Origin of the sequence: Acetobacter nitrogenifigens DSM 23921 = NBRC 105050 (genome assembly GCF_000429165.1) — a bacterium.
In the GTDB taxonomy this organism is placed as follows: Bacteria; Pseudomonadota; Alphaproteobacteria; order Acetobacterales; family Acetobacteraceae; genus Acetobacter; species Acetobacter nitrogenifigens.
The window spans coordinates 135,334-153,994 of the sequence record NZ_AUBI01000002.1 but is presented as its reverse complement, the minus strand read 5'-3'; the positions used below and the strand labels follow the sequence as shown (position 1 = coordinate 153,994).

Here is an 18,661-nt window from a genome sequence, read left to right as displayed (position 1 = left end):
GCCGGATTTATTTCTGACCGTCTCGCGCACTGACGAAGGCCGCCGCCGTGGATCGTGAATTCTGGTTGAAAAAATGGCGTGAAAACGAGATCGGTTTTCATCAGCCGGACACCAACGCGTTCTTGCGCAGGCATTGGACCAAAATGCGTCTGCGTCCCGGCGCCCGCGTTTTTGCGCTGCTGTGCGGTAAAAGCCATGACATGCTTTGGCTGCGCGCCCAGGGAATGTCGATCGTCGGCGTCGAACTGGCGCGCAACGCCGTAGAGCAGTTCTTCGAAGAGAGCGGACTGACGCCCGTCGTCTCCATGTGTGGCGTGTTCGAATGTTTCGAGGTCGAAGGGCTGACGCTTCTTGTCGGGGATATCTTCGACCTGAGCGTGCTCACGCTGGGGCATGTCGATGCAACATACGATCGCGCCGCGTTGATCGCACTGCCGGAGCCAATGCGTGCAAGATACGCTGACCAGGTCATGGCGCTGGCTGGCCACGCGCCGCAGTTTCTGGTGACGATCGCCTATGATCAGGCGATGGCTTCCGGGCCGCCGTTCTCGGTTGGGGAAGAGGAAATCCGGAGGCGCTACGGCGACCGGTATGTGATCGAAATGATCGAGCGAACCGACATTCCCGGCGGGTTCAGGAAAGCCGGTCCGGCAACGGAGACCTACTGGCTTTTAATGCCCCGGTGAGACGATCTCTGTGGCGGCCGCCTTATTAGAAGTGGCGCCCGTTTGCATGAGTTTTCGGCCGCTCTCTGGAGGAGGACGCCCGTTTGTCAGCGCATGTCGACAGTACCGAACGAACCTTCAGTTCGCCATCGTCATTTCCGGCATGGCGCCGGACTGGAGACGCAACTCCCGGGTGTCCCGCGCCGGGGGGCTTCCGAACATGCGGCGGTATTCACGGCTAAACTGTGAGGGGCTGTCGTAGCCGACTGCAAAGCCGACTTCAGCAGCGTCTGCGCCAGGAATAAGCAGCAGGCGTCGCGCTTCCTGCAACCGCAGGCGGGTTCTGTACTGCAGCGGACTCATCATGGTCGCGGCCCGGAAATGACGGTGGAAGGAAGAAGGACTCATGCCGGCGCGCCGGGCAAGAGACGCGATCTCAAAAGAGCTTGCGTAATGCTCGCGAATCCAGCCGATAGCGCGGTTGAGTTGCGAAAGGCTGCTTCCTGCCGTCGCAATCTGGCGCAGCACCTGCCCCTGCGGTCCCATTAAAATACGATAGAGCAATTCGCGCGTGTAAAGCGGGAACAAGATCGGGATATCCTGAGGGCGATCCAGCAAATCGACTATGCGCGTGACCGGGTCGAGGATGTCGTGAGTCAGATCGCTGAAACGTATGCAAGAAGGGCATAATGGCCCGGATAGCGCCTCGTCATTTCGCATGTCGACAAGCAGGTCGGCGATCTGCACAGGATCAAGCGTGAAGCACAGGGCGAGATAAGGCTCTTCTCGCGAAGCGCGGACCACCTGGCTGGTGACGGGAAGGTCGACGGCGGTGACCATGAACTTGCTTGAGTCATATTCGAATGTCTGGTCGCACAGCATGACCTGCTTGGCGCCCTGAACGATCACGCAGAACCGGGGCTCGTAGACCGCGTCCATCGGCGTGGTCGGAGCTTCTGCGCGAAATAGCAGCAGTCCGGGCACGATCGACCGGCATATTGCATCCGGGCAATGGCGTGCGATGGAGGTGCGCAAATGTTCCAGCGTATTCTGCATGACCCTCTCTCCGATGGTTGGCGCAGCGGACCGTAGCCTGTTGGTCAAACAGTATAGCCGTATGCCCGATTCGCTCAGAGGTGAAAAATAGGCAATTGATCGGATCGTGCAATTATTTGGGCGCATTAGGCTATCGGAAAAAATGCAATGAGAGAAAACACACCTGAATCACCCCTTAAACAGTGGTTATTTCAGTCGGAGGGCGGCTCCTGAAGAGAGATTTTTCCGCGCGGATGGAAGAATCGTGCAAGCTTCTGGTCGGATTGCGCTACCGCAGGCTACGGGGATTTTTGCATAATCCGCGCAGACACTGACCGCCCGCTCGAATTGACGTCATCCACGTCGATCGGGCGCGTTCCGTCACGTTCCGCAGTTATGGCGAAGCGCTAGCCACCGTCGTGCAATCCGACGGCAGGAAGGACGCAGCCGTCCTTCCGAGCCTGCCAGACAGAGAGTTTCATGGGTATAGTCGCCTTCGCGCTCCGACGGCCGTACACGTTTCTTGTCGCCGGAGTGCTGGTCGTCCTTCTCGGTGTGACGGCGGTCTTCCGTACGCCGACCGACGTGTTTCCTAATATCGATATCCCCGTCGTGACCGTGGTCTGGTATTATGATGGACTGGACGCTACGGAGACGGAAAAGAGGCTTACGACGTATACGGAGTTCTCTGAGAGCTTTTTCGTCAACAATCTCCGCACGATTGAGAGCCAGACTACCCCGGGCCTTGTTCTGGAAAAACTGTATTTCCAGCCTGGCGTAAACGTCGATCTCGCCGTGGCGCAGACCGTATCGGCGACGAACTCCATCCGTGCGTTTTTGCCGCCGGGGGTTCAGCCGCCGATCATCATGCAATACAGCGCATCCAGCGTGCCGGTGCTCCAGTTGTCCTTGTCATCTGACAAGCTGACCGAGAGCGAATTGTACGATTACGGTATCTACCGCGTCAGGCAGCAACTTGCGCCAATTCCGGGAACCCTGCTGCCGCCGCCCTATGGCGGAAAGATCAGGCAGGTCATGGTCGATATCGACTCCATGCGTCTCGCCGGTCTCGGGCTGACCCCGCTCGACGTGTCGAACGCGATTATGGCGCAGAATCTCACACTGCCGGGTGGAACGGTGAAATTCGGTGCGACGCAATACGATATTCACGTGAACGGGATGCCCGACGTCGCCGCGCGCCTGAACGACGTGCCGCTCAGGCGGGATCTGTCGACAGGCGCACTGACCCGTATCGCTGATGTGGCGACGGTGCGTGACGGATGGGCCGTGCAGCAGAACGTGGTCCGAAAAGAGGGGCGGCGCTCGGTCCTGCTGTCGATCATGAAAGCGGGCAACGCCTCGACGCTCGACGTCGTGAACGCGATCCGTGACAAGGTGCTTCCGGTCACGCGTGCAGCCGCACCGAAAGGCATGGCTATCGACGAGATGTTTGATCAATCCGTGTTCGTCAAGGCGGCCATTACGGGCGTGGCGTCGGAGGCGGTGATCGCGGGGCTTCTGACGGCCGCTATGATTCTCGCGTTTTTGGCCAGTTGGCGTTCGACGCTGATCGTCGCGATCTCCATTCCGCTGTCGATCCTGTCGTCCATCGCGGTGCTGTCATGGACAGGCCAGACGCTGAATCTGATGACGCTGGGCGGTCTGGCGCTTGCGGTCGGCATTCTCGTCGACGACGCGACTGTGACCATCGAGAATATCCATCGCCTGCGGCACGAAGGTCTGAGCCTTCAGCAGGCAGTTCTTGACGGCGCGGCGGGAATTGCGCTGCCCACTTTAGTCTCGACGCTGGCGATTTCCTGCGTGTTCATCTCGGTCGAATTTCTGACCGGACCGTCGCGATTTCTGTTTACGCCGATGGCTCTGGCCGTCGTGTACGCCATGCTCGCCTCCTATGCCGTCAGCCGAACGCTCGCGCCGATCTTTGCAGCTCTGCTGCTGCGTTCGGAGGAAGACGCAGCCGAGCGCAGGCGAGAAAAAGGCCTGCCGCCGGATCGGTTCGCACGATTTGGCGTCTGGTTCGACGCCCGTTTCGAGCGGTTGAGGGCGCGCTATCTGTTGACGCTGGAGCGCTTGATCAGAAGTTCATGGAAAGTGCCAGCAATTGGCGGCGTGGCGCTTGTCGCCGCTGGCGTGCTGGCGACCCAGGTCGGGCAGGATTTTTTCCCGTCCATCGACGCCGGGGAGTTCAAGTTGCACATCCGCGCGCCGGAGGGCACGCGGATCGAGACGACGGAGAAACTGTTCGATCAGGTCGAGAACGTCATCCGCGAGGTTGTCCCGGCTGAAGAACGCGTCCTGCTTCTGGACAATATTGGCATTCCCTTCCGTTACTCGATGCCGTTCGACGACGGCTCCACTGTTGGCACGAACGACGGACAGGTCATGGTGGAACTGGCGAAGGATCATCGTCCCACGGCGGAGTATGTCCGTAAGCTGCGGACGGAACTTGCCCGCCGGTTTCCGGATTGCGTCTTCTATTTCCAGCCCGCCGACATCGTCACGCAGATTCTGAATTTCGGCGTTCCTGCTCAGGTCGATATCCGTATCGCCGGTTACGACGCAGTCAATAACCGCAAAGTCATGCAGGAAATCCGCAAGGAGGTTTCGACCATTCCGGGTCTTGTGGACGTGCGGTTGCATCAGCAGCTTTCCGCACCGGAACTCAAGGTTGCGATCGACAGGCAGCGCGCGGAAGATCTTGGCCTGACGATGGACGACGTCGCGCGCAACGTGATGGTGTCGCTTGCGTCTTCCAATACGGTCACACCCAATTTCTGGGTCGATCCGAAGACCGGCATCCAGTATCCGCTCGCTGTGCAGACGCCGCAATATAAAGTCGGAGACGTCAGAGATCTGCAAAACACTGTCATCGCGTCCGCCGTCGGGGCGGACAAGACATCCGCCCTGCTCGGCAATGTCGCCTCCGTCGAACGCGGCGTGGCGCAGAACGTGATCTCGCACAGCAACATCCAGCCGACGCTGGATATCGACGCAAGCGTGGAAGGCCGGGATCTCGGTTCCATAGCGCGAGAGATAGACCGTGTCGTTTCCAGGCACCGTCATGAGCTATCGGCGGGAAATACGGTTGTGGTGCAGGGGCAGATCGAGAGCATGCACTCGGCGTTCGGCAGGCTCGGCATAGGTCTGCTGGTGGCGGCGATCGCGGTCTATCTGCTGATGGTGGTCAACTTCCAGTCCTTTACAGATCCTTTCGTGATCGTTCTTGGGCTTCCCGGAGGAATGTGCGGCATCGTGTTCATGCTCTTCGTCACAGGAACGACGTTTTCGGTACCCTCGCTGATGGGCGCGATCATGAGCGTCGGCGTCGCCAGCGCCAATTCGATCCTTCTCGTCACCTTCGCGAAAGAGCGGCGGGCGGAAGGGCTGGATGCGACGGCGGCGGCGCTCGAAGCCGGGCGCGCGCGTCTGCGCCCCATCCTGATGACATCCATGGCGATGGTGATCGGCATGTTGCCGATGTCGCTGGGACTGGGCGACGGCGGCGAACAGAACGCACCGCTCGGCCGCGCAGTGATCGGCGGCCTTCTCGCTGGAACCTGCGCCACGCTGTTTGTGGTTCCCTGGCTGTATAGCCGTTTACGTCGGCGTGAGAGCCGCATTCTTGAGGATTATGAGAATGTCTGAGCCGGTTAAACATTCTTCCGCAGCTCCCGCTGGTGGCTCCCGCATAGCGCCGCTGGTTGGGGTCGGGGTTCTGGTCCTGCTCGCCTATGGCGTTTACGGGCATGTTGAACGTTCCGTCAGCGTTCGCGCGCTGGCCAGTACGCGGGCGACGCAGGCGCCGGACGTGCGTGTCATGACGGTGCATTTTGACGAAAAGCCCGTCACGCTGGAACTGCCTGGCGAGACGGCTCCGCTGGAGACGGCGGCGATCGGCGCACGCGCTTCAGGCTATATCGAGAAGAGAAACGTCGATATCGGCAGCGTGGTGAAAGCGGGCGACGTTCTGGCGATCATCCGCGCGCCGGAACTCGACCGGCAGGTCGCGCGTGCGCAGGCGTCGCTCGCACAAACTCGGGCTAACCTCGCGCTCGCCAAGGTGACGGCGCAGCGTTCAGGCGGACTGGTCAGCGGCGGCGCCGTTAGCCGCCAGAATTTCGATGTTGACCGCATTACACAGGATGCGCGGGCGGCGGAGCAGGCGGCGGCGGACGCGGCACTGGCCGAAACGGCGCAACGCAAGGCTTACACGACAGTCGTGGCGCCGTTCGATGGCGTCGTAACTGTGCGCAACGTCGAAGCTGGGGATCTGGTCAGCGCGGACAACGCACAGGCGACGCCGCTGTTCGTCGTGGCGCGTACGGACCGGCTGCGTGTGCGCGTCCACGTGCCGCAGACGGATGCGGCGGGGGTTGCGATGGGCGCGCCGGTGACGGTGACGACGCCGGACCGGCCGGGGGAGAATTTTTCGGGCGTCGTCACGCGTACGGGCTTCGCGCTTGAGCGGGGCAGCAGGATGTTGCCTGTGGAGGTTGAACTGGACAACCGCGAGGGAAAGCTTGCCTCCGGTCTGTACGTCGCGGCGCGGTTCGCGTTGCCGCGCCCCACGCCAACGATCGTCATCCCTTCGGAAGCATTGATTTACGAAGCGGATGGTCTTTCCCTCGCGACAGTTGATAGCGACGACAAAGTGCGTCTGCACAGCATCAAGGTGGGGCGCGATTTTGGGGACCGTCTGGAGGTTCTGTCCGGGTTGCCGGACGGCAGCCGCCTGATCGTCCGCCCGCCATCCTTTCTGGGGGAAGGCAGCCACGTAAAACCGGTCGCCGACGCCCCGGCGAAAGGCGCTTAAAATGCGGGTTGTCATGAGAAACGCCGTTGGCGCGGTCGCGCTGGCGCTGTCGGGCTGTACGATGATCCCGAACTATCATCGCCCTGCGGCGCCGGTGGCGGCTACCTGGCCGGGGGCTTCCGGGACGGACGCCGCAGCCGCAGCGGATATGCGCGACTGGACGACGTTCTATCGCGACCCGCTGATGCAACGCCTGATCGCATTGGCTTTGGAGAACAATCGTGACCTGCGTATAGCCAGGCAGCAGGTTTCAGCGGCAAGCGCGCAGTTCGACATCGAGAACGCTGCGCTGTTCCCGATGCTTAACGGCAGCGCCGGGGCGAATATCCAGAAAGAATATTCGAAAATCCTGAGTCTGGCGACGACGGATGGGCCGTTCTACACACGTCAGTACGCCGTTGGTTTCGGCCTGTCGGCGTATGAGGTGGATCTCTGGGGCCGTATCCGCAGCGCCTCCCAGTCTGCGTTCGATCGTTACATGGCCGACGCGTTCAGCCGCGAAAGCATGCGCCTCAGCGTCATCGCTGGCGTTGCGTCGTCGATGTTAAGTTGGGTCGCCAACAACGAGGCGACTCTGGTGACGCAGCATGTGCTGGAAAGCCGCCGGAACACATACGATCTCGTCCGTCAGACGGTGGCGCGCGGAACCGGCACGCAACTGGATCTGGCGCAAGCGGAAGCTCCGGTGCACGAGGCTGAAGCGAATCTGCAAGTCTATATAAGACAACGTGCGGAGGCGTTCGACCAGTTGACGCTCCTGATCGGCACGCCGCTGGACGCGTCAACGACACAGGCGTTGCAAGCGAAGACGAAGCTGGGCGATGTCGTGGACTTTCCGAACGTGCCGGCTGGTCTTCCGTCCGACCTGATCGGGCGTCGTCCGGATATCCTGTCGGCGGAGGACACGCTTCGTTCGGCCAACGACGATATTGGCGCTGCACGAGCCGAGTTTTTTCCGAAGATTCAAATCACGGCGACCAACGGAACGGCGAGCAACAATATCACGCGGCTGTTCCAGAGCGGCATGGGCGCCTGGAACGTGGCGCCGCAGATCACGCTGCCGTTGTTTGACGCGGGACGCCTTACCGCCGCGCTCAAGCAGGCGAAAGCGCGCAAGCAGGAGGAAATTGCGCGCTACGAGAAAACCATCCAGACGGCCTTCAAGGAAGTGGCCGACGCTTTGGTCGGGCGTGACACCTATCGCCTGCAGCTTGAGGCGCAGGACAACCTCATTGCCGCCAATGCGCGGCAATACTCGCTCGCGCGGCAACGTTTTGATGCCGGTTATGATCCGTACCTGGACACGCTCGTCGCGCAACGTTCGCTTTATGAGGCACAGTTGGGCGGAATAACTGCGCGGTTGCAGATGATGTCGAACAGCGTGACCTTGTATAAGGCGCTCGGCGGCGGTTGGTCGGCGGCGACGCCCAAAAGACCGCCCACGCCGATTGATGAGCGGATTTTCTAGAAACAATAAGATGCGGTAAGCGATTAAACGCGAAGATAACAGTGTGTGAGCGGCAGTCCTGCGGCAGCAAAGCCTGAAAGACGATCTTCTGGGCTAAAAACCGAACAGCGTGGACGTGTCATCGGACGACAGGGGGAGGGCGGGGTATGAAGCCCTCCGGTGGCGCGCGAACGTCGCGGCTTGCTACACTCGTCCTGACGCCGCCTTAACCGCCGGATAGAGCGCTCGATAGATTTTTACGCGCTCGGCGTAGGCGTCCCGAAGAGCGGCGTCGGGATGCACGGTTTCGGAACGCTCCGCCGGGAGGCATACGGTTTCCGGCGCCTCGCCCGTCACCGCCATGCGCGCCAGTCGCGCCGCCCCGAAGGAGCCGCCAAGCTCACCGTTCTTTAGCCGATGCAACGGCATGTCCAGCGCCGCCGCCAGGATGCGTACCCAGCGCGGACTGCGCGAGCCGCCGCCGATCACGTCGGCCTCGCCCACGACAGAGCCTGACGCCCGCAAACCGTCCAGGGCGTCCCGGAAAGAAAACGCAACGCCTTCGAGCACCGCCTGCGTCATGGCGGCGCGATCGGAATCTTGCGACAGTCCGAGAAAACCGCCCCGGATGTCTGCGTCGTTGTGGGGCGTCCGTTCTCCGGACAGATAGGGAAGAAAGACAGCTTTTGACGGTTCTTCGATCCGTTCGGGCAGTTCGGCAAGAAGGTCAGGCTCGTCAATCCCGCACACGCGCGACCACCACGCCAGTGACGCCGCCGCCGACATGGTGACGCCCATCTGGTGCCACATGTCGGGCACTGCGTGGCAAAAAGCGTGAACGCCGCGTTCCGTTCCCACACGAAGACCATCCGTGGTCGTCCACAACACGCCGGAGGTGCCGAGCGAAAGGAATGAGTTTCCGGACCGGATCGCGCCAAGCCCGACAGCCCCTCCGGCGTTGTCGCCTGCGCCCCCCGCGACTACGGGCTGATCCGTCATGCCCCATTCACGCGCAAGATCGGCCTTGATGCGCCCGGCGGAGGCATTTCCTTCGCAAAGCGCGGGCATCGCCGTCTCACGCAATTCGCAGGCCGCCAGAGCCTCGTCCGACCAGCGACGGGCGCCGACGTCCAGCCAGAGCGAACCTGAGGCGTCCGACATATCTTCGATCATCTCGCCGGTCAGGCGATAGCGCAGCCATGCCTTGGGCAGCAGCACATGACGGGTCGCCGCGAAGATTTCAGGCTCGTGCCTTGCGACCCAGATCAACTTGGGCGCAGTGAAGCCCGGCATCGCGATGTTGGCGCAGACCGAGCGGCTTTCCGGAAAGCGTCGCTCGAACTCAACGCACTCGTCCGTGGCGCGCGTGTCGTTCCACAGGATGCACGGCCTCAGGACCTCGCCCCTCGCGTCAAGCAGCACGGCGCCGTGCTGTTGCCCAGAAAGCCCGAGGCCGCGGACCTTCGCCATGGCGTCTGGCGCATCGTGGCGGAGACCAGCCAAAGCCGCCTGTGTGGCTTTCCACCACGCTTCAGGATCTTGCTCGCTCCAACCCGGGTGGGGCCGGGAGACTGTCAAAGACTCCGTGCGGGTCGCGACCACGGTCTGATTGTCATCGACGATAATGGCTTTGACGCCGGAGGTTCCGAGATCGAGTCCGATATACATGGCTCTTACCTCCGCATGGAGAAGCGAGATGGCGCAATTCACAGATTGTTGACCGTAACCTCAATCAGCGCCACCGGGAACCGGATGTTCCGGCGTGACAAAATGCCTGAGCGCTGGCCTTTGACCGCGCGGACGGGGTATGCTCGCCCGGCGGCGTACGTCATTCGACGCGTCGAGCAGCTAACCCGACGGTCGTTCTTGTGATTCTCCTGTTTCTGGGCCTGATCGCCCTCGTTCTGCTCATCGCTGTCAGCATCCTGATCTCGATGTCGGAAATATCGTTCGCCGCCGCGCGCGATGTGCGGCTGCGCGCCCGGGCCGACGCGGGCGACGAACGCGCGACGGCTTTCCTCGCCCTGCGTCGCAACAGCGGGCAGGTGATGACGGTCCTGCAGATCCTGCTCAATTCAGTCGGCGTGCTGGGCGGCATGATCAGTTCGGGAATGCTCGCGCCGCCGTTGACCGACATGCTTATGCGCTGGGGATTTGTCGAGGCGTCCGCCAGCAGCATCGCTACGGCTATCGGATTCGTCGCGACCACGGGCCTGTTCGTCGTGTTCGCCGACCTGCTGCCCAAGCGGATCGCAATGAATGCGCCAGACAGGATCGCGCTTGCGATCGGCTGGTTTCCGGCGGGCGCTCTGCGGGCGCTTTATCCGGTTGTCTGGGTGTTCTCGAAAATCTCCGACGCGTTGCTGCGCGCTCTGAAAATACCAGCAGCCTCGGCTGTCGAGCCGGTTACGCCCGAAGATCTCAGAGCCATCCTCGCCGCCGGAACGGCGTCCGGAGTTCTGCTCGAACAAGAACACCAGATGATCCAGAACGTGCTGGGCCTGCAAGACCGCTCCGTCACGTCCGCCATGACGCCCCGTGACGAGATCGTCTTTCTCGACGTGCAGGAAACGCTAGAGGCTCAACGCGACAAAGTCCGCGTCCGCCCTTATTCCCGCTATCCGCTGTGCAATGGCGGCCTCGACAGGGTGATTGGCTCGATCCGCGCAGAGGATGTGCTGGTCACGGTCGTCGATGAGCCGAAGACGATCATACAGAGCGGCGAACAGGCGGTGAGCCCGATATCGCGGCTTCGCCGCGACGTCCTCTCCGTGCCGGAGACACTGAATCTGTGGGACACGTTGGCCCAGTTCGACACGCATGGGGCGGGCTTCGCCATCGTGGTGAACGAATACGGGCTTGTGGTCGGATTGATCACGTTCAAGGATATCATGGGCGCCCTCATGGATGGGCTCGCCAACCCGTTCGACGAGCAGGCTATCGTTCGCCGTGACGAAAATTCATGGCTTATCGACGGGGCGGCGCCGATCGGCGACGTCATCCGCGAACTTGGCGCGCTGGACCTTCCGGACAGCGACATCTTCGACACGATCGGCGGTTTCGTGACTCACCGCCTTCGCCGCATGGCCCGCAAGGCCGATCGCATCGACGCGGTTGGCTTCCGGTTCGAGGTGGTCGACGTCGAGGGCTTCCGTATCAACCAGCTTCTGGTCACGCGTCTGGAACAGCGCGGGTAACGGATACGCGTCAAGCCGGCGAGCGCCTCCGACGTTTCAGGCGCGTCATGAAAATGACGAAATACCCTGACAGGGGCAGTTCCGTAACGATGAGCATCGTCTCTCTGGACGGTTGAGGACTTTTCGCTTTCACGGGCGGAGATACGGATGCCGCAATGCTGAAAACCCTTCGCTGGTTCGAGACTGTCAGCAGTGCGTCGGCCACTGGAAACAAAAGGCGGAATCAGGGCGTTGACGTGATTCGCGGCGTATCGATCATCCTTGTGGTGATTAATCACATGGCATTGCGTATCCCTCTCGCCCGTACAAATCTTGCATCGATTCTGCCCTCCCGCTTGCTGGAGGCGGTCGGGTCGAGCGGCCATGCCGCCGTGTTCGCGTTCTTTGTTATCTCCGGTTTTCTGATCACCCAAACCGTGCTGGGCCGTTGGAAGAGACTGGATGGCGTTCGTCTCGCCCAGTTCTACGCGCTCCGCGCCGCACGGATACTGCCGTGCCTTGTCGCGCTCGTCGCCGTGCTGGCCTTGCTGGATCTGATGGGTGCGCCGGATTACGTCATCACACGACCAGATCAGAGTTTGCCTCGCGCTATTTTCGCTGCCCTGTTCATGCACATGAACTGGTACGAGGGACATACCGGTTATCTTCCGGGGAATTGGGACGTTTTGTGGTCATTGTCGATCGAAGAAGCGTTCTATCTGTTTTTTCCGTTGATCTGCCTGACGGTCGGCAAACGCCCGGCGATCTTTGCTGTACTTGTCGGAGCGTTCGCGTTGTCGCTTCCGCTTCTGCTTGACGCGCTTTCACATGAACCGCGTATATGGCGACACAAGGCCTATGCGCCGGGAATGTCCGCCATCGCCATGGGAGTGAGCGCTGCGCTTCTGGCGCGGAAATGTCCTGGTATGAAAAGCAGCGCCTTGTTCCATCTCGCGGGATGGGCGGGCCTTTGCATGACACTCCTGATGTTCCTGGCTGACGATATCCTGAGCGCGTATCTAGGCGCGGGCTGCATGCTGGTCCTGACGACGGGCGTCGCGCTGCTCCTCGTCGCGTTTCAGGGGGGCTGGGGGAATGTTGTGCTTACGCCCTGGACAGGTTGGGTCCGCAGATGCGGCGTGCTGAGTTATGAGATTTATTTGACGCATATGTTCGTCGTCTACACGCTGATTCGTGTTTACGCATGGAGCGGCTGCGGGCTCCGGTATGCGTGGCTGTGGACGGCTCTCGCCCTTTTTATGTCGTTACGGCTAGGTTCAATCGTTGAAAAGACGTTTTCAACGCCCGCCCGACACTGGTTCGGAAGGCGCTTGATCGCTGAGTGAAATTCGCATTGCTTCTTTATGACTCTGCTGTCCGCAGCGTTCTTTCGTGTTCCGTCCGTTCGGTCGTCAATATGCGCGTTATTATGCGGGGCGGCTGCATCGCCGGGGCGTTAAGCAGGTTCGTGATGTCTTCAGCAGATCTCGGGCGCGCAAAATAAAATCCCTGTCCTTCGCGGCAGCCGTGGCGTGCAAGCCAGAGAGCCTGTTCGCCGCGTTCTATGCCTTCGGCCAAAACTTTCAGGCGAAGATTGCGGCACAGGCTTAGTATCGAGCGCACCACGAACTGGTCGTTGGTGGATTCCTCGATCTGCCTGAGAAAAGAGGCGTCGATTTTTATTCTGTCTACGGCGAATTTTGTCAGGTAGCTGAGCGAAGCATAGCCCGTGCCGAAATCGTCCACAGCGATGGACACGCCAAGATCGCGCAGGGCCGCCAGTTGTCTGTTGGTGGAGTCCACGTTTTCGATGAGCACCGATTCCGTCAATTCGAGTTCCAGCGACGCCGGGTCCACGCCCGATTTTTCGATGGCGGAGGTAACCATCTGGTGCACGTCCGCAAGGCGAAACAGGACGCCGGAAATATTCACCGCGACCCGGGGGGTCAGCCCCTGTGCGCGCCAGACGCCAATCTGACGACAGACTTCGTCGAGAACCCATGCTGTGATGGGCGCTATCAGGCCAGTTTCTTCGGCGACGGTCAGAAAATAACCGGGGGAAAGAAGGGTTCCGTCGCGACGTTCCCAGCGGAGGAGCGCTTCTACAGCGAAAATTTTTCCGGATTTGAGGTCGAATTCCGGCTGATAATGTAACCGGAGTTCGTTGCGTCGCACAGCGCTGTGCAGATCGAGCTCGATGCGCATGGATGCGGCCTGTGCGTCCTCCATATTGTGCTGGAAGAACGCATAGCCCCTGCCGCCTCGCGCCTTGGCGCGATACATCGCCATATCGGCACGCTTCAGAAGAGTTTCAAAGCGGAGAGCGCCCCCCCGATAAATCACGACGCCGAGGCTGCATGTAGAAAGGACGGTGCCAGGTTCCTCTCGCTCAGGATGAGAGACGGCCAGCTCGAACGGTTCGTTGAAAACGCTGAGGATCTGCTTCGCCTCGTGCTCCACAGCGTCTCTGGACGCGCCGATGTCGAGCGGGCTGACGATCGCAAATCTGTCGCCGCCGATGTGGCTCACAATGGCGGCGGGAAGAGTCGCGACAAGGCGTTCTGCGACCGCTCGCAGCAGGCCATCGCCAGCCTGATGGCCCAACGTTTCGTTAATAGCCTTGAAGCGGTCGAGATCGACTGCGTACAAAGCAAACGATTGGTGCGGATTCTTACGATTCAGCCGCAGCAGGTCGATCTCCAGCTTCAGCCGATTGGGGAGGCGCGTAATCTGGTCGTAGTATGCGAGGACATGCAGCTCTCGCTCCGCCGCCTTGCGCTTGGTGATGTCAAGCGACGTGGTCAGAACGAGTGGTTTATTGGAGGATTCTCCGGGAGGCGTAAGGTGCAGCGGCGCCTTGGTCGTCATGAGCGTGCGCTCCACGCCTGCAGCGTCGACGAAAGTCTCCTCGTAGTGCGAGCCGGCTCGTCCGGTTTCAATCACCAGACGCGCCTGTTGCTCGGACCGCTGTTCATCGTCGCCCCATGACCGGGCGATTGTGCCCATCAGGGCGGATGCGGGCGCCCCAACCATTTCCGCATGACGGCGGTTTACGAGGACATATCGTCCCTCGGCGTCCACGGCGCTGATCATGATCGGCGCTGTATCGATGACCTGCAACAGTCGCTCATGGCTTGCGCGCAGCAATTCGTCTCGGGCGCGGTGGTTCGCTTTCTTCTCACGCTCCAGCGCATCGGCGCTTCGTCGCGCCTCATTCCGGCAGGAGACGAGCGTAATGAGATTGCGGGCGCGTATGAGGAATTCTTCCGGATCTACGGGCGAATGTAAGAAATCCGTGATCTCGGCGCGAAGCACGTTCAGTCGCATCTCTCGGTCCTGGCGGCCGGAAATGACGATGATTGGTATTCCTTCTCCCCAGGCCTGGGCCCGGATGCGAGCGATAACTGCGGCCCCATCCAGATGGGGAGAGCGCAAGTTTACAAGCAGGAGGTTGAGGTTTTCTGTATCCCTAAATTGAGAAATGGCGTCGTTTTCTGAAAAAAATTCCGATATTTCGGAACTCGCCTCAAAATTCATGATGAAATCGCGGGCGCGATCTTCGTTGGCGATCTGGTCTGCAGTTATGGCGATCAGTCTCATCCGCGTCTCGCGGGAGAGGCGCGTCGCGACAATACGTTACGGAAACGAACGTTCTGGCCTGTCATTCCGGCCCCGATGAGAAATGAATTTTGATGACTGTATCTTATTCTGGACCAGATAATAGACAGTTAATTACTCGCTCTCGAAGAGTTTGAACCCGACGCCATTGTGCGAGGTTCAATCGCAGTCGAATCACGGCCTTTTTCCTGAGCGGGCTCCCATCCGAACACGCTGCGGCCACCGTATTCGTGCGACGCTGCGCGTTCCGCTCGCACGAATGTGTTGAAGTCCGGTCCCGAAGCGCGCCTCTCCAGTCGCCGCGCCTGTTCGTCCAGCCGTCGAATAGCCTCCAGCCGTTCGTCCTGCCCAAGCTTCGCCGACTCCATTGCGGCTTTCAGAACCGCGAGCGTGTGATCGTAGACCCTTGTAGGAACAGGATAAGGATCGCGATCTTTCCCACCATGTGCGAGCGAGAAGCGGGCAGGGTCGGAAAAGCGGCAGGGCGCACCGTGGATCACCTCGGCCACTGCGGCGAGCGCGTTCACCGTTCGTGCGCCGACGCCGGGGGTAAGAAGTAACTCCTGAAAATCCTGTGGCCCCCTGTCGGCGGCCGCAGCCAGCGCGCCGTGAAGGCGGCGTATGACGACATCCGTCTCCCTCACGTCGTGGCGCTCCGGCATCGTCAGATGCGGCAGCAGAAGCTGCGGTTCATCGGGGCGCGCTGTCGTCGCGCCGGTTTCTCCGCGCAGCAAGGCGAACTCCCGCGTCAGTCCGTCGGGGCCGAGGTCGGACAGCAGTGAAAGTTGTGCGTTGCGGGACGCGTCGGCGCGTCTGTCCGCAAGGTTGACGATCGCGCCGCGAGCGGGGCCGTCAATCGCGGCGTGCGGGTCATCCAGAAAACTGCTCAAACCCTCTGAGAGCCAGTGATAGCGCCGCGCATAGCGGGTCGCGTCGTTCATGCCCTGCTGGATCACGACCCAGCGACCGTCATCCGCGACGACAAAGCTGTGCAGGTAAAGCGCGAAGCCGTCCTGCAGGGCGGCGCTGTCGACCTTCGCCACCAGCCTGCTTGCGCGCGCCAGTGCGCTTCCGTCCAGGCCGGTCCGCTCGCCGACGGCGGCGAGTTCGTCGGGAGTGCGTCGCGAATGCCGCCCTCGTCCGCCGCATACATGGAGCCCCAGTTCTGCAGACAGCGGCTCAAGGCCGCGCTTGAGCGCGCCCATGACGCTGGTGGTGATGCCGGAGGAGTGCCAGTCCATGCCCATCACGGCTCCGAAGGACTGGAACCAGAATGGGTGGGCCAGCCGCCGAAGGAATTCGTCCCGGCCGTAATGATGGATGATCGCCTGTGCGATCACGGCGCCGAGCTTGCTCATTCGCGCGCCGAGCCACGCTGGAACGCGTCCTCCGTGCAGCGGCAAATCGGCGCTTCCGGCCCGGCGGGTCATGGGTTTTCTCCCTGGTCCAACGGGGCTGCTGACAGAGCCTCGGTATCCCGGCGAGGCTCGCCCATCGTATCGCAGCGCGCAACCCCGCGACGGGGGCCGCATTGGTGCGGCGACGAAGATGGGATAATGAATTTTGGCGTGTGGGGCTCCCGGACGTCGTATTCGCCGGAGGCCAAACGATGAAACTGCCTGATTTCGAAGCCTGGGCGATTTTCGCGAAAGTCGTGGAGTTCGGTTCCTTCGCCCGTGCCGCGAACGAACTGCGTCTGTCCAAGCCGACCATCTCGAAAGCGGTGTCGAGGCTGGAGCGGGACCTGAACGTCTCCCTGTTGAACCGGACGTCTCGACAACTCGCGCTGACCGAGGCCGGACGCCATGCTCTGGAGCACGCCAACCGCATTCTGGCCGAGGGAGAGCGGGCGGAAATGGAGGCGCGGGAAGGGGCTTCGGCGCCGCGCGGGCTGGTCAGGATCGCGGCTCCCATGACGTTTGGCGTCCAGCATCTGGCGCCCATCCTTCCCGATTTTCTGGAGGCTTATCCGGAAATCGACGTGGCGGTCGATTTCAGCGATTCCCTGATCGATCTCGTTGGCGGTGGCTATGACGTCGCGGTGCGAATTGCGTCTCTAACTGATTCCTCATTGAGGGCGCGCAGGCTTTGCGCCGTCAGACTGCTGCTGGTCGCAGCACCCGATTTTCTGGATCGCCAGGGCGGACCGACCCACCCGGCTCAACTCTCTGACATTCAGGGAATGGTCTATACCAACGTCACCGCGCCCGGCGTGTTCAAAATGCGCCATGTCGATGGCGAGGAATTTGTAATCCAGCAATCGGCGCGTCTCAGCGCGAACAACGCGGAAGCCTTTGCGCCTGCGCTGCTGCGTGGCCTTGGACTGGCGTTCCTGCCCGAGTTCATGGTCTGGAATGAACTGCAATCGGGCCAACTGGTCCACGTTCTGCCCGATTGGAACATCTCGCCGATCGCACTGCATCTTCTGACGCCTCCGAGTCCGCTGCGGCCAACGCGCGTGTCCGTGTTGCTCGATTTTCTGGCGGAACGTTTCAGGGAAGCGCCATGGGCGCGCCCTCTGCCGACGCGCTCAGCGGGGTGAGGTTCTTCCCGCGCAGAGTGACCTCCGACAAGTAAGTCACTTGTGAAAGAAGACCCCAGATTCACAGTGCAAGGCGCCTAAGCGGAGATGTTTTCTGATGAAATAATTTTTCCGAAACAGTTATGCGTTTTCGCTGTATTCGGATGGTGTCCTCAGTTCTCTCCGCTGTGAAAACGATCTTGTGTCGGGCGTTATGATGTGCCGTCGATGAGACAGAAAAATTCACAAGACAGGTTACTCTTCATTGCCGGGTCGGTTGTTTTTCTGCCTTCGTGCGATCTGTGGAACATGGCGGGACGTAGCGTGGCGAAACATACGGCCATCATGCGTATTTCATCTCAGTGCGACTTTAACGTTACGATCCCGCAGGCGAACGGACCGCAGGCGTTGTCGCCCCTGCGGCGCGGCTCATCGAAGATGATCGTTCGGCAATTCCCGACCTGACCGCGCGTTTCCTTAGGGAAGGCGGAAAAACCAACGGCGGCAGTTCATTTCCTTCCATCGCGCGTCGAAACAGGAGTCCTGCTCGGCGCTTCAGGACGCATGTCCTGGCCCGACCGGCCCCTTATCCCAGAGCCCAGTTCACCGGCGCGATTCCATGCTCTTCAAGAAATGCGTTCGCCTTCGAAAAATACCGACCGCCAAAGAACCCGTTATGTGCGGACAGCGGCGACGGGTGGGGCGCCTTGAGAACCAGATGCTTTGTGGCGTCGACAAACGCCGCCTTTCGCTGCGCATACGCGCCCCACAGGATGAACACCGCAGGCTGCTCCTGCTCGTTCACCCGCGCGATCACTGCGTCTGTGAACTTCTCCCATCCTTTGCCCTGATGCGACGCCGCGCGCGCCTGCTCGACGGTCAGCACGCTGTTGAGAAGCAGGACGCCCTGTCGCGCCCAATTCTCCAGATTGCCGTGTCGCGCGGGCGGAATGCCGAGGTCCGTGTTCATTTCCTTATAGATATTGACCAGCGACGGCGGCACACGCACGCCCTCGCGGACCGAGAAACACAGCCCATGCGCCTGACCTTCGCCGTGATAGGGGTCCTGACCGAGAATGACGACCTTCACTGATCCAAGCGGCGTCAGATCCAGCGCACGGAAATACTCGGAGCCTTTGGGGAAAATCGCTTTCCCGAGACGTTTTTCTTCAAGAAGAAAGCTCTTCAACGCCGCCATGTAAGGCGCTTCGAACTCATCCTTCAGAGCGGTCTTCCACCGCTCGTCGAGTTTAACGTCCGTCACGTCGTTCATGCCTGCCTCTCGATAAAAAAACCCGCCGCGGGCGAACCGCGACGGGGGAGAGTAACACGCTCTGTTCGTGAGCCCGAAGGTCGGGGGCGAAG

The 18,661-nt window shown here is 60.9% G+C and carries 13 protein-coding genes; 8 read left to right on the top strand and 5 right to left on the bottom strand.

The annotated features are described in order from the left end of the window. Positions 1–47: 47 nt before the first annotated feature. Entirely contained in the window at positions 48–686 is a 639-nt protein-coding gene (gene tmpT / locus G442_RS0103580) for a thiopurine S-methyltransferase (RefSeq protein ID WP_026396872.1), read from the top strand. A gap of 117 nt (positions 687–803) precedes the next feature. On the opposite strand, the gene G442_RS20750 is transcribed toward tmpT, so the two are convergent. Beyond that, positions 804–1,721: an AraC family transcriptional regulator gene (locus tag G442_RS20750; RefSeq protein WP_035376143.1), complete on the bottom strand. Its 918-nt coding sequence runs from the start codon at positions 1,719–1,721 to the stop codon at positions 804–806. Between the two features lie 459 nt (positions 1,722–2,180). Between G442_RS20750 and G442_RS0103570 the strand changes: the two genes are divergently transcribed. The 3 genes from G442_RS0103570 to G442_RS0103560 are packed head-to-tail and all read left to right on the top strand — an operon-like array spanning position 2,181 to position 8,002. Next, positions 2,181–5,366 carry an efflux RND transporter permease subunit gene (locus G442_RS0103570; RefSeq protein WP_026396871.1) on the top strand — a complete coding sequence of 1,062 codons (3,186 nt, stop codon included), beginning with the start codon at positions 2,181–2,183 and terminating at the stop codon, positions 5,364–5,366. Beyond that, positions 5,359–6,534, top strand: a complete 1,176-nt coding sequence (locus G442_RS20745) for an efflux RND transporter periplasmic adaptor subunit (RefSeq protein ID WP_035376142.1) — start codon at positions 5,359–5,361, stop codon at positions 6,532–6,534. Before G442_RS0103570 ends, G442_RS20745 begins: the two co-directional genes overlap by 8 nt. A gap of 13 nt (positions 6,535–6,547) precedes the next feature. Further along, positions 6,548–8,002, top strand: a complete 1,455-nt coding sequence (locus G442_RS0103560; protein WP_246789314.1) for an efflux transporter outer membrane subunit — start codon at positions 6,548–6,550, stop codon at positions 8,000–8,002. 183 nt (positions 8,003–8,185) lie between these two features. On the opposite strand, the gene xylB is transcribed toward G442_RS0103560, so the two are convergent. Next, positions 8,186–9,649, bottom strand: coding sequence for a xylulokinase (gene xylB, locus G442_RS0103555; RefSeq protein WP_026396869.1), 1,464 nt, complete (start codon positions 9,647–9,649; stop codon positions 8,186–8,188). A 200-nt stretch (positions 9,650–9,849) separates the two neighbouring features. On the opposite strand from xylB, the gene G442_RS0103545 reads away from it, so the two are divergent. Both G442_RS0103545 and G442_RS20740 read left to right on the top strand, forming a co-directional pair. Further along, a complete protein-coding gene (locus tag G442_RS0103545; protein WP_026396868.1) occupies positions 9,850–11,178 on the top strand; it encodes a hemolysin family protein in 1,329 nt (442 codons plus the stop codon). A gap of 155 nt (positions 11,179–11,333) precedes the next feature. Beyond that, complete coding sequence (locus G442_RS20740; protein WP_051291886.1) at positions 11,334–12,503, top strand: acyltransferase family protein; 1,170 nt, start codon at positions 11,334–11,336, stop codon at positions 12,501–12,503. 16 nt (positions 12,504–12,519) lie between these two features. On the opposite strand, the gene G442_RS20735 is transcribed toward G442_RS20740, so the two are convergent. Further along, the gene (locus G442_RS20735) at positions 12,520–14,757 is read right to left on the bottom strand and encodes a putative bifunctional diguanylate cyclase/phosphodiesterase (protein WP_051291885.1); all 2,238 of its coding nucleotides are present in this window, start codon (positions 14,755–14,757) and stop codon (positions 12,520–12,522) included. A gap of 128 nt (positions 14,758–14,885) precedes the next feature. After that, on the bottom strand, positions 14,886–16,205 hold the full coding sequence (locus tag G442_RS20730; protein ID WP_051291884.1) for a DUF763 domain-containing protein: 1,320 nt from the start codon (positions 16,203–16,205) through the stop codon (positions 14,886–14,888). 179 nt (positions 16,206–16,384) lie between these two features. Between G442_RS20730 and G442_RS0103525 the strand changes: the two genes are divergently transcribed. Then, positions 16,385–17,317: a LysR family transcriptional regulator gene (locus tag G442_RS0103525; protein ID WP_026396867.1), complete on the top strand. Its 933-nt coding sequence runs from the start codon at positions 16,385–16,387 to the stop codon at positions 17,315–17,317. Between the two features lie 288 nt (positions 17,318–17,605). Further along, entirely contained in the window at positions 17,606–17,761 is a 156-nt protein-coding gene (locus G442_RS24875; RefSeq protein ID WP_161628326.1) for a hypothetical protein, read from the top strand. A 121-nt stretch (positions 17,762–17,882) separates the two neighbouring features. Here the strand turns inward: G442_RS24875 and ung are convergent, their stop codons facing one another. After that, positions 17,883–18,569 (bottom strand): uracil-DNA glycosylase, encoded by a 687-nt coding sequence (gene ung, locus G442_RS0103515; protein WP_026396865.1) that lies wholly within the window; start codon positions 18,567–18,569, stop codon positions 17,883–17,885. Between the last annotated feature and the right edge of the window lie 92 nt (positions 18,570–18,661).

Bases quoted from the DNA above. Each gene is read 5' to 3' on its own strand.
- G442_RS20745 (WP_035376142.1), top strand. From the start codon at position 5,359: ATGTCTGAGCCGGTTAAACATTCTTCCGCAGCTCCCGCTGGTGGCTCC.
- ung (WP_026396865.1), bottom strand. From the start codon at position 18,569: ATGAACGACGTGACGGACGTTAAACTCGACGAGCGGTGGAAGACCGCT.
- G442_RS0103570 (WP_026396871.1), top strand. From the start codon at position 2,181: ATGGGTATAGTCGCCTTCGCGCTCCGACGGCCGTACACGTTTCTTGTC.
- G442_RS24875 (WP_161628326.1), top strand. From the start codon at position 17,606: ATGGCGGGACGTAGCGTGGCGAAACATACGGCCATCATGCGTATTTCA.
- G442_RS20730 (WP_051291884.1), bottom strand. From the start codon at position 16,205: ATGACCCGCCGGGCCGGAAGCGCCGATTTGCCGCTGCACGGAGGACGC.
- G442_RS0103525 (WP_026396867.1), top strand. From the start codon at position 16,385: ATGAAACTGCCTGATTTCGAAGCCTGGGCGATTTTCGCGAAAGTCGTG.
- G442_RS20750 (WP_035376143.1), bottom strand. From the start codon at position 1,721: ATGCAGAATACGCTGGAACATTTGCGCACCTCCATCGCACGCCATTGC.
- xylB (WP_026396869.1), bottom strand. From the start codon at position 9,649: ATGTATATCGGACTCGATCTCGGAACCTCCGGCGTCAAAGCCATTATC.
- G442_RS20740 (WP_051291886.1), top strand. From the start codon at position 11,334: ATGCTGAAAACCCTTCGCTGGTTCGAGACTGTCAGCAGTGCGTCGGCC.
- G442_RS0103560 (WP_246789314.1), top strand. From the start codon at position 6,548: ATGAGAAACGCCGTTGGCGCGGTCGCGCTGGCGCTGTCGGGCTGTACG.
- G442_RS20735 (WP_051291885.1), bottom strand. From the start codon at position 14,757: ATGAGACTGATCGCCATAACTGCAGACCAGATCGCCAACGAAGATCGC.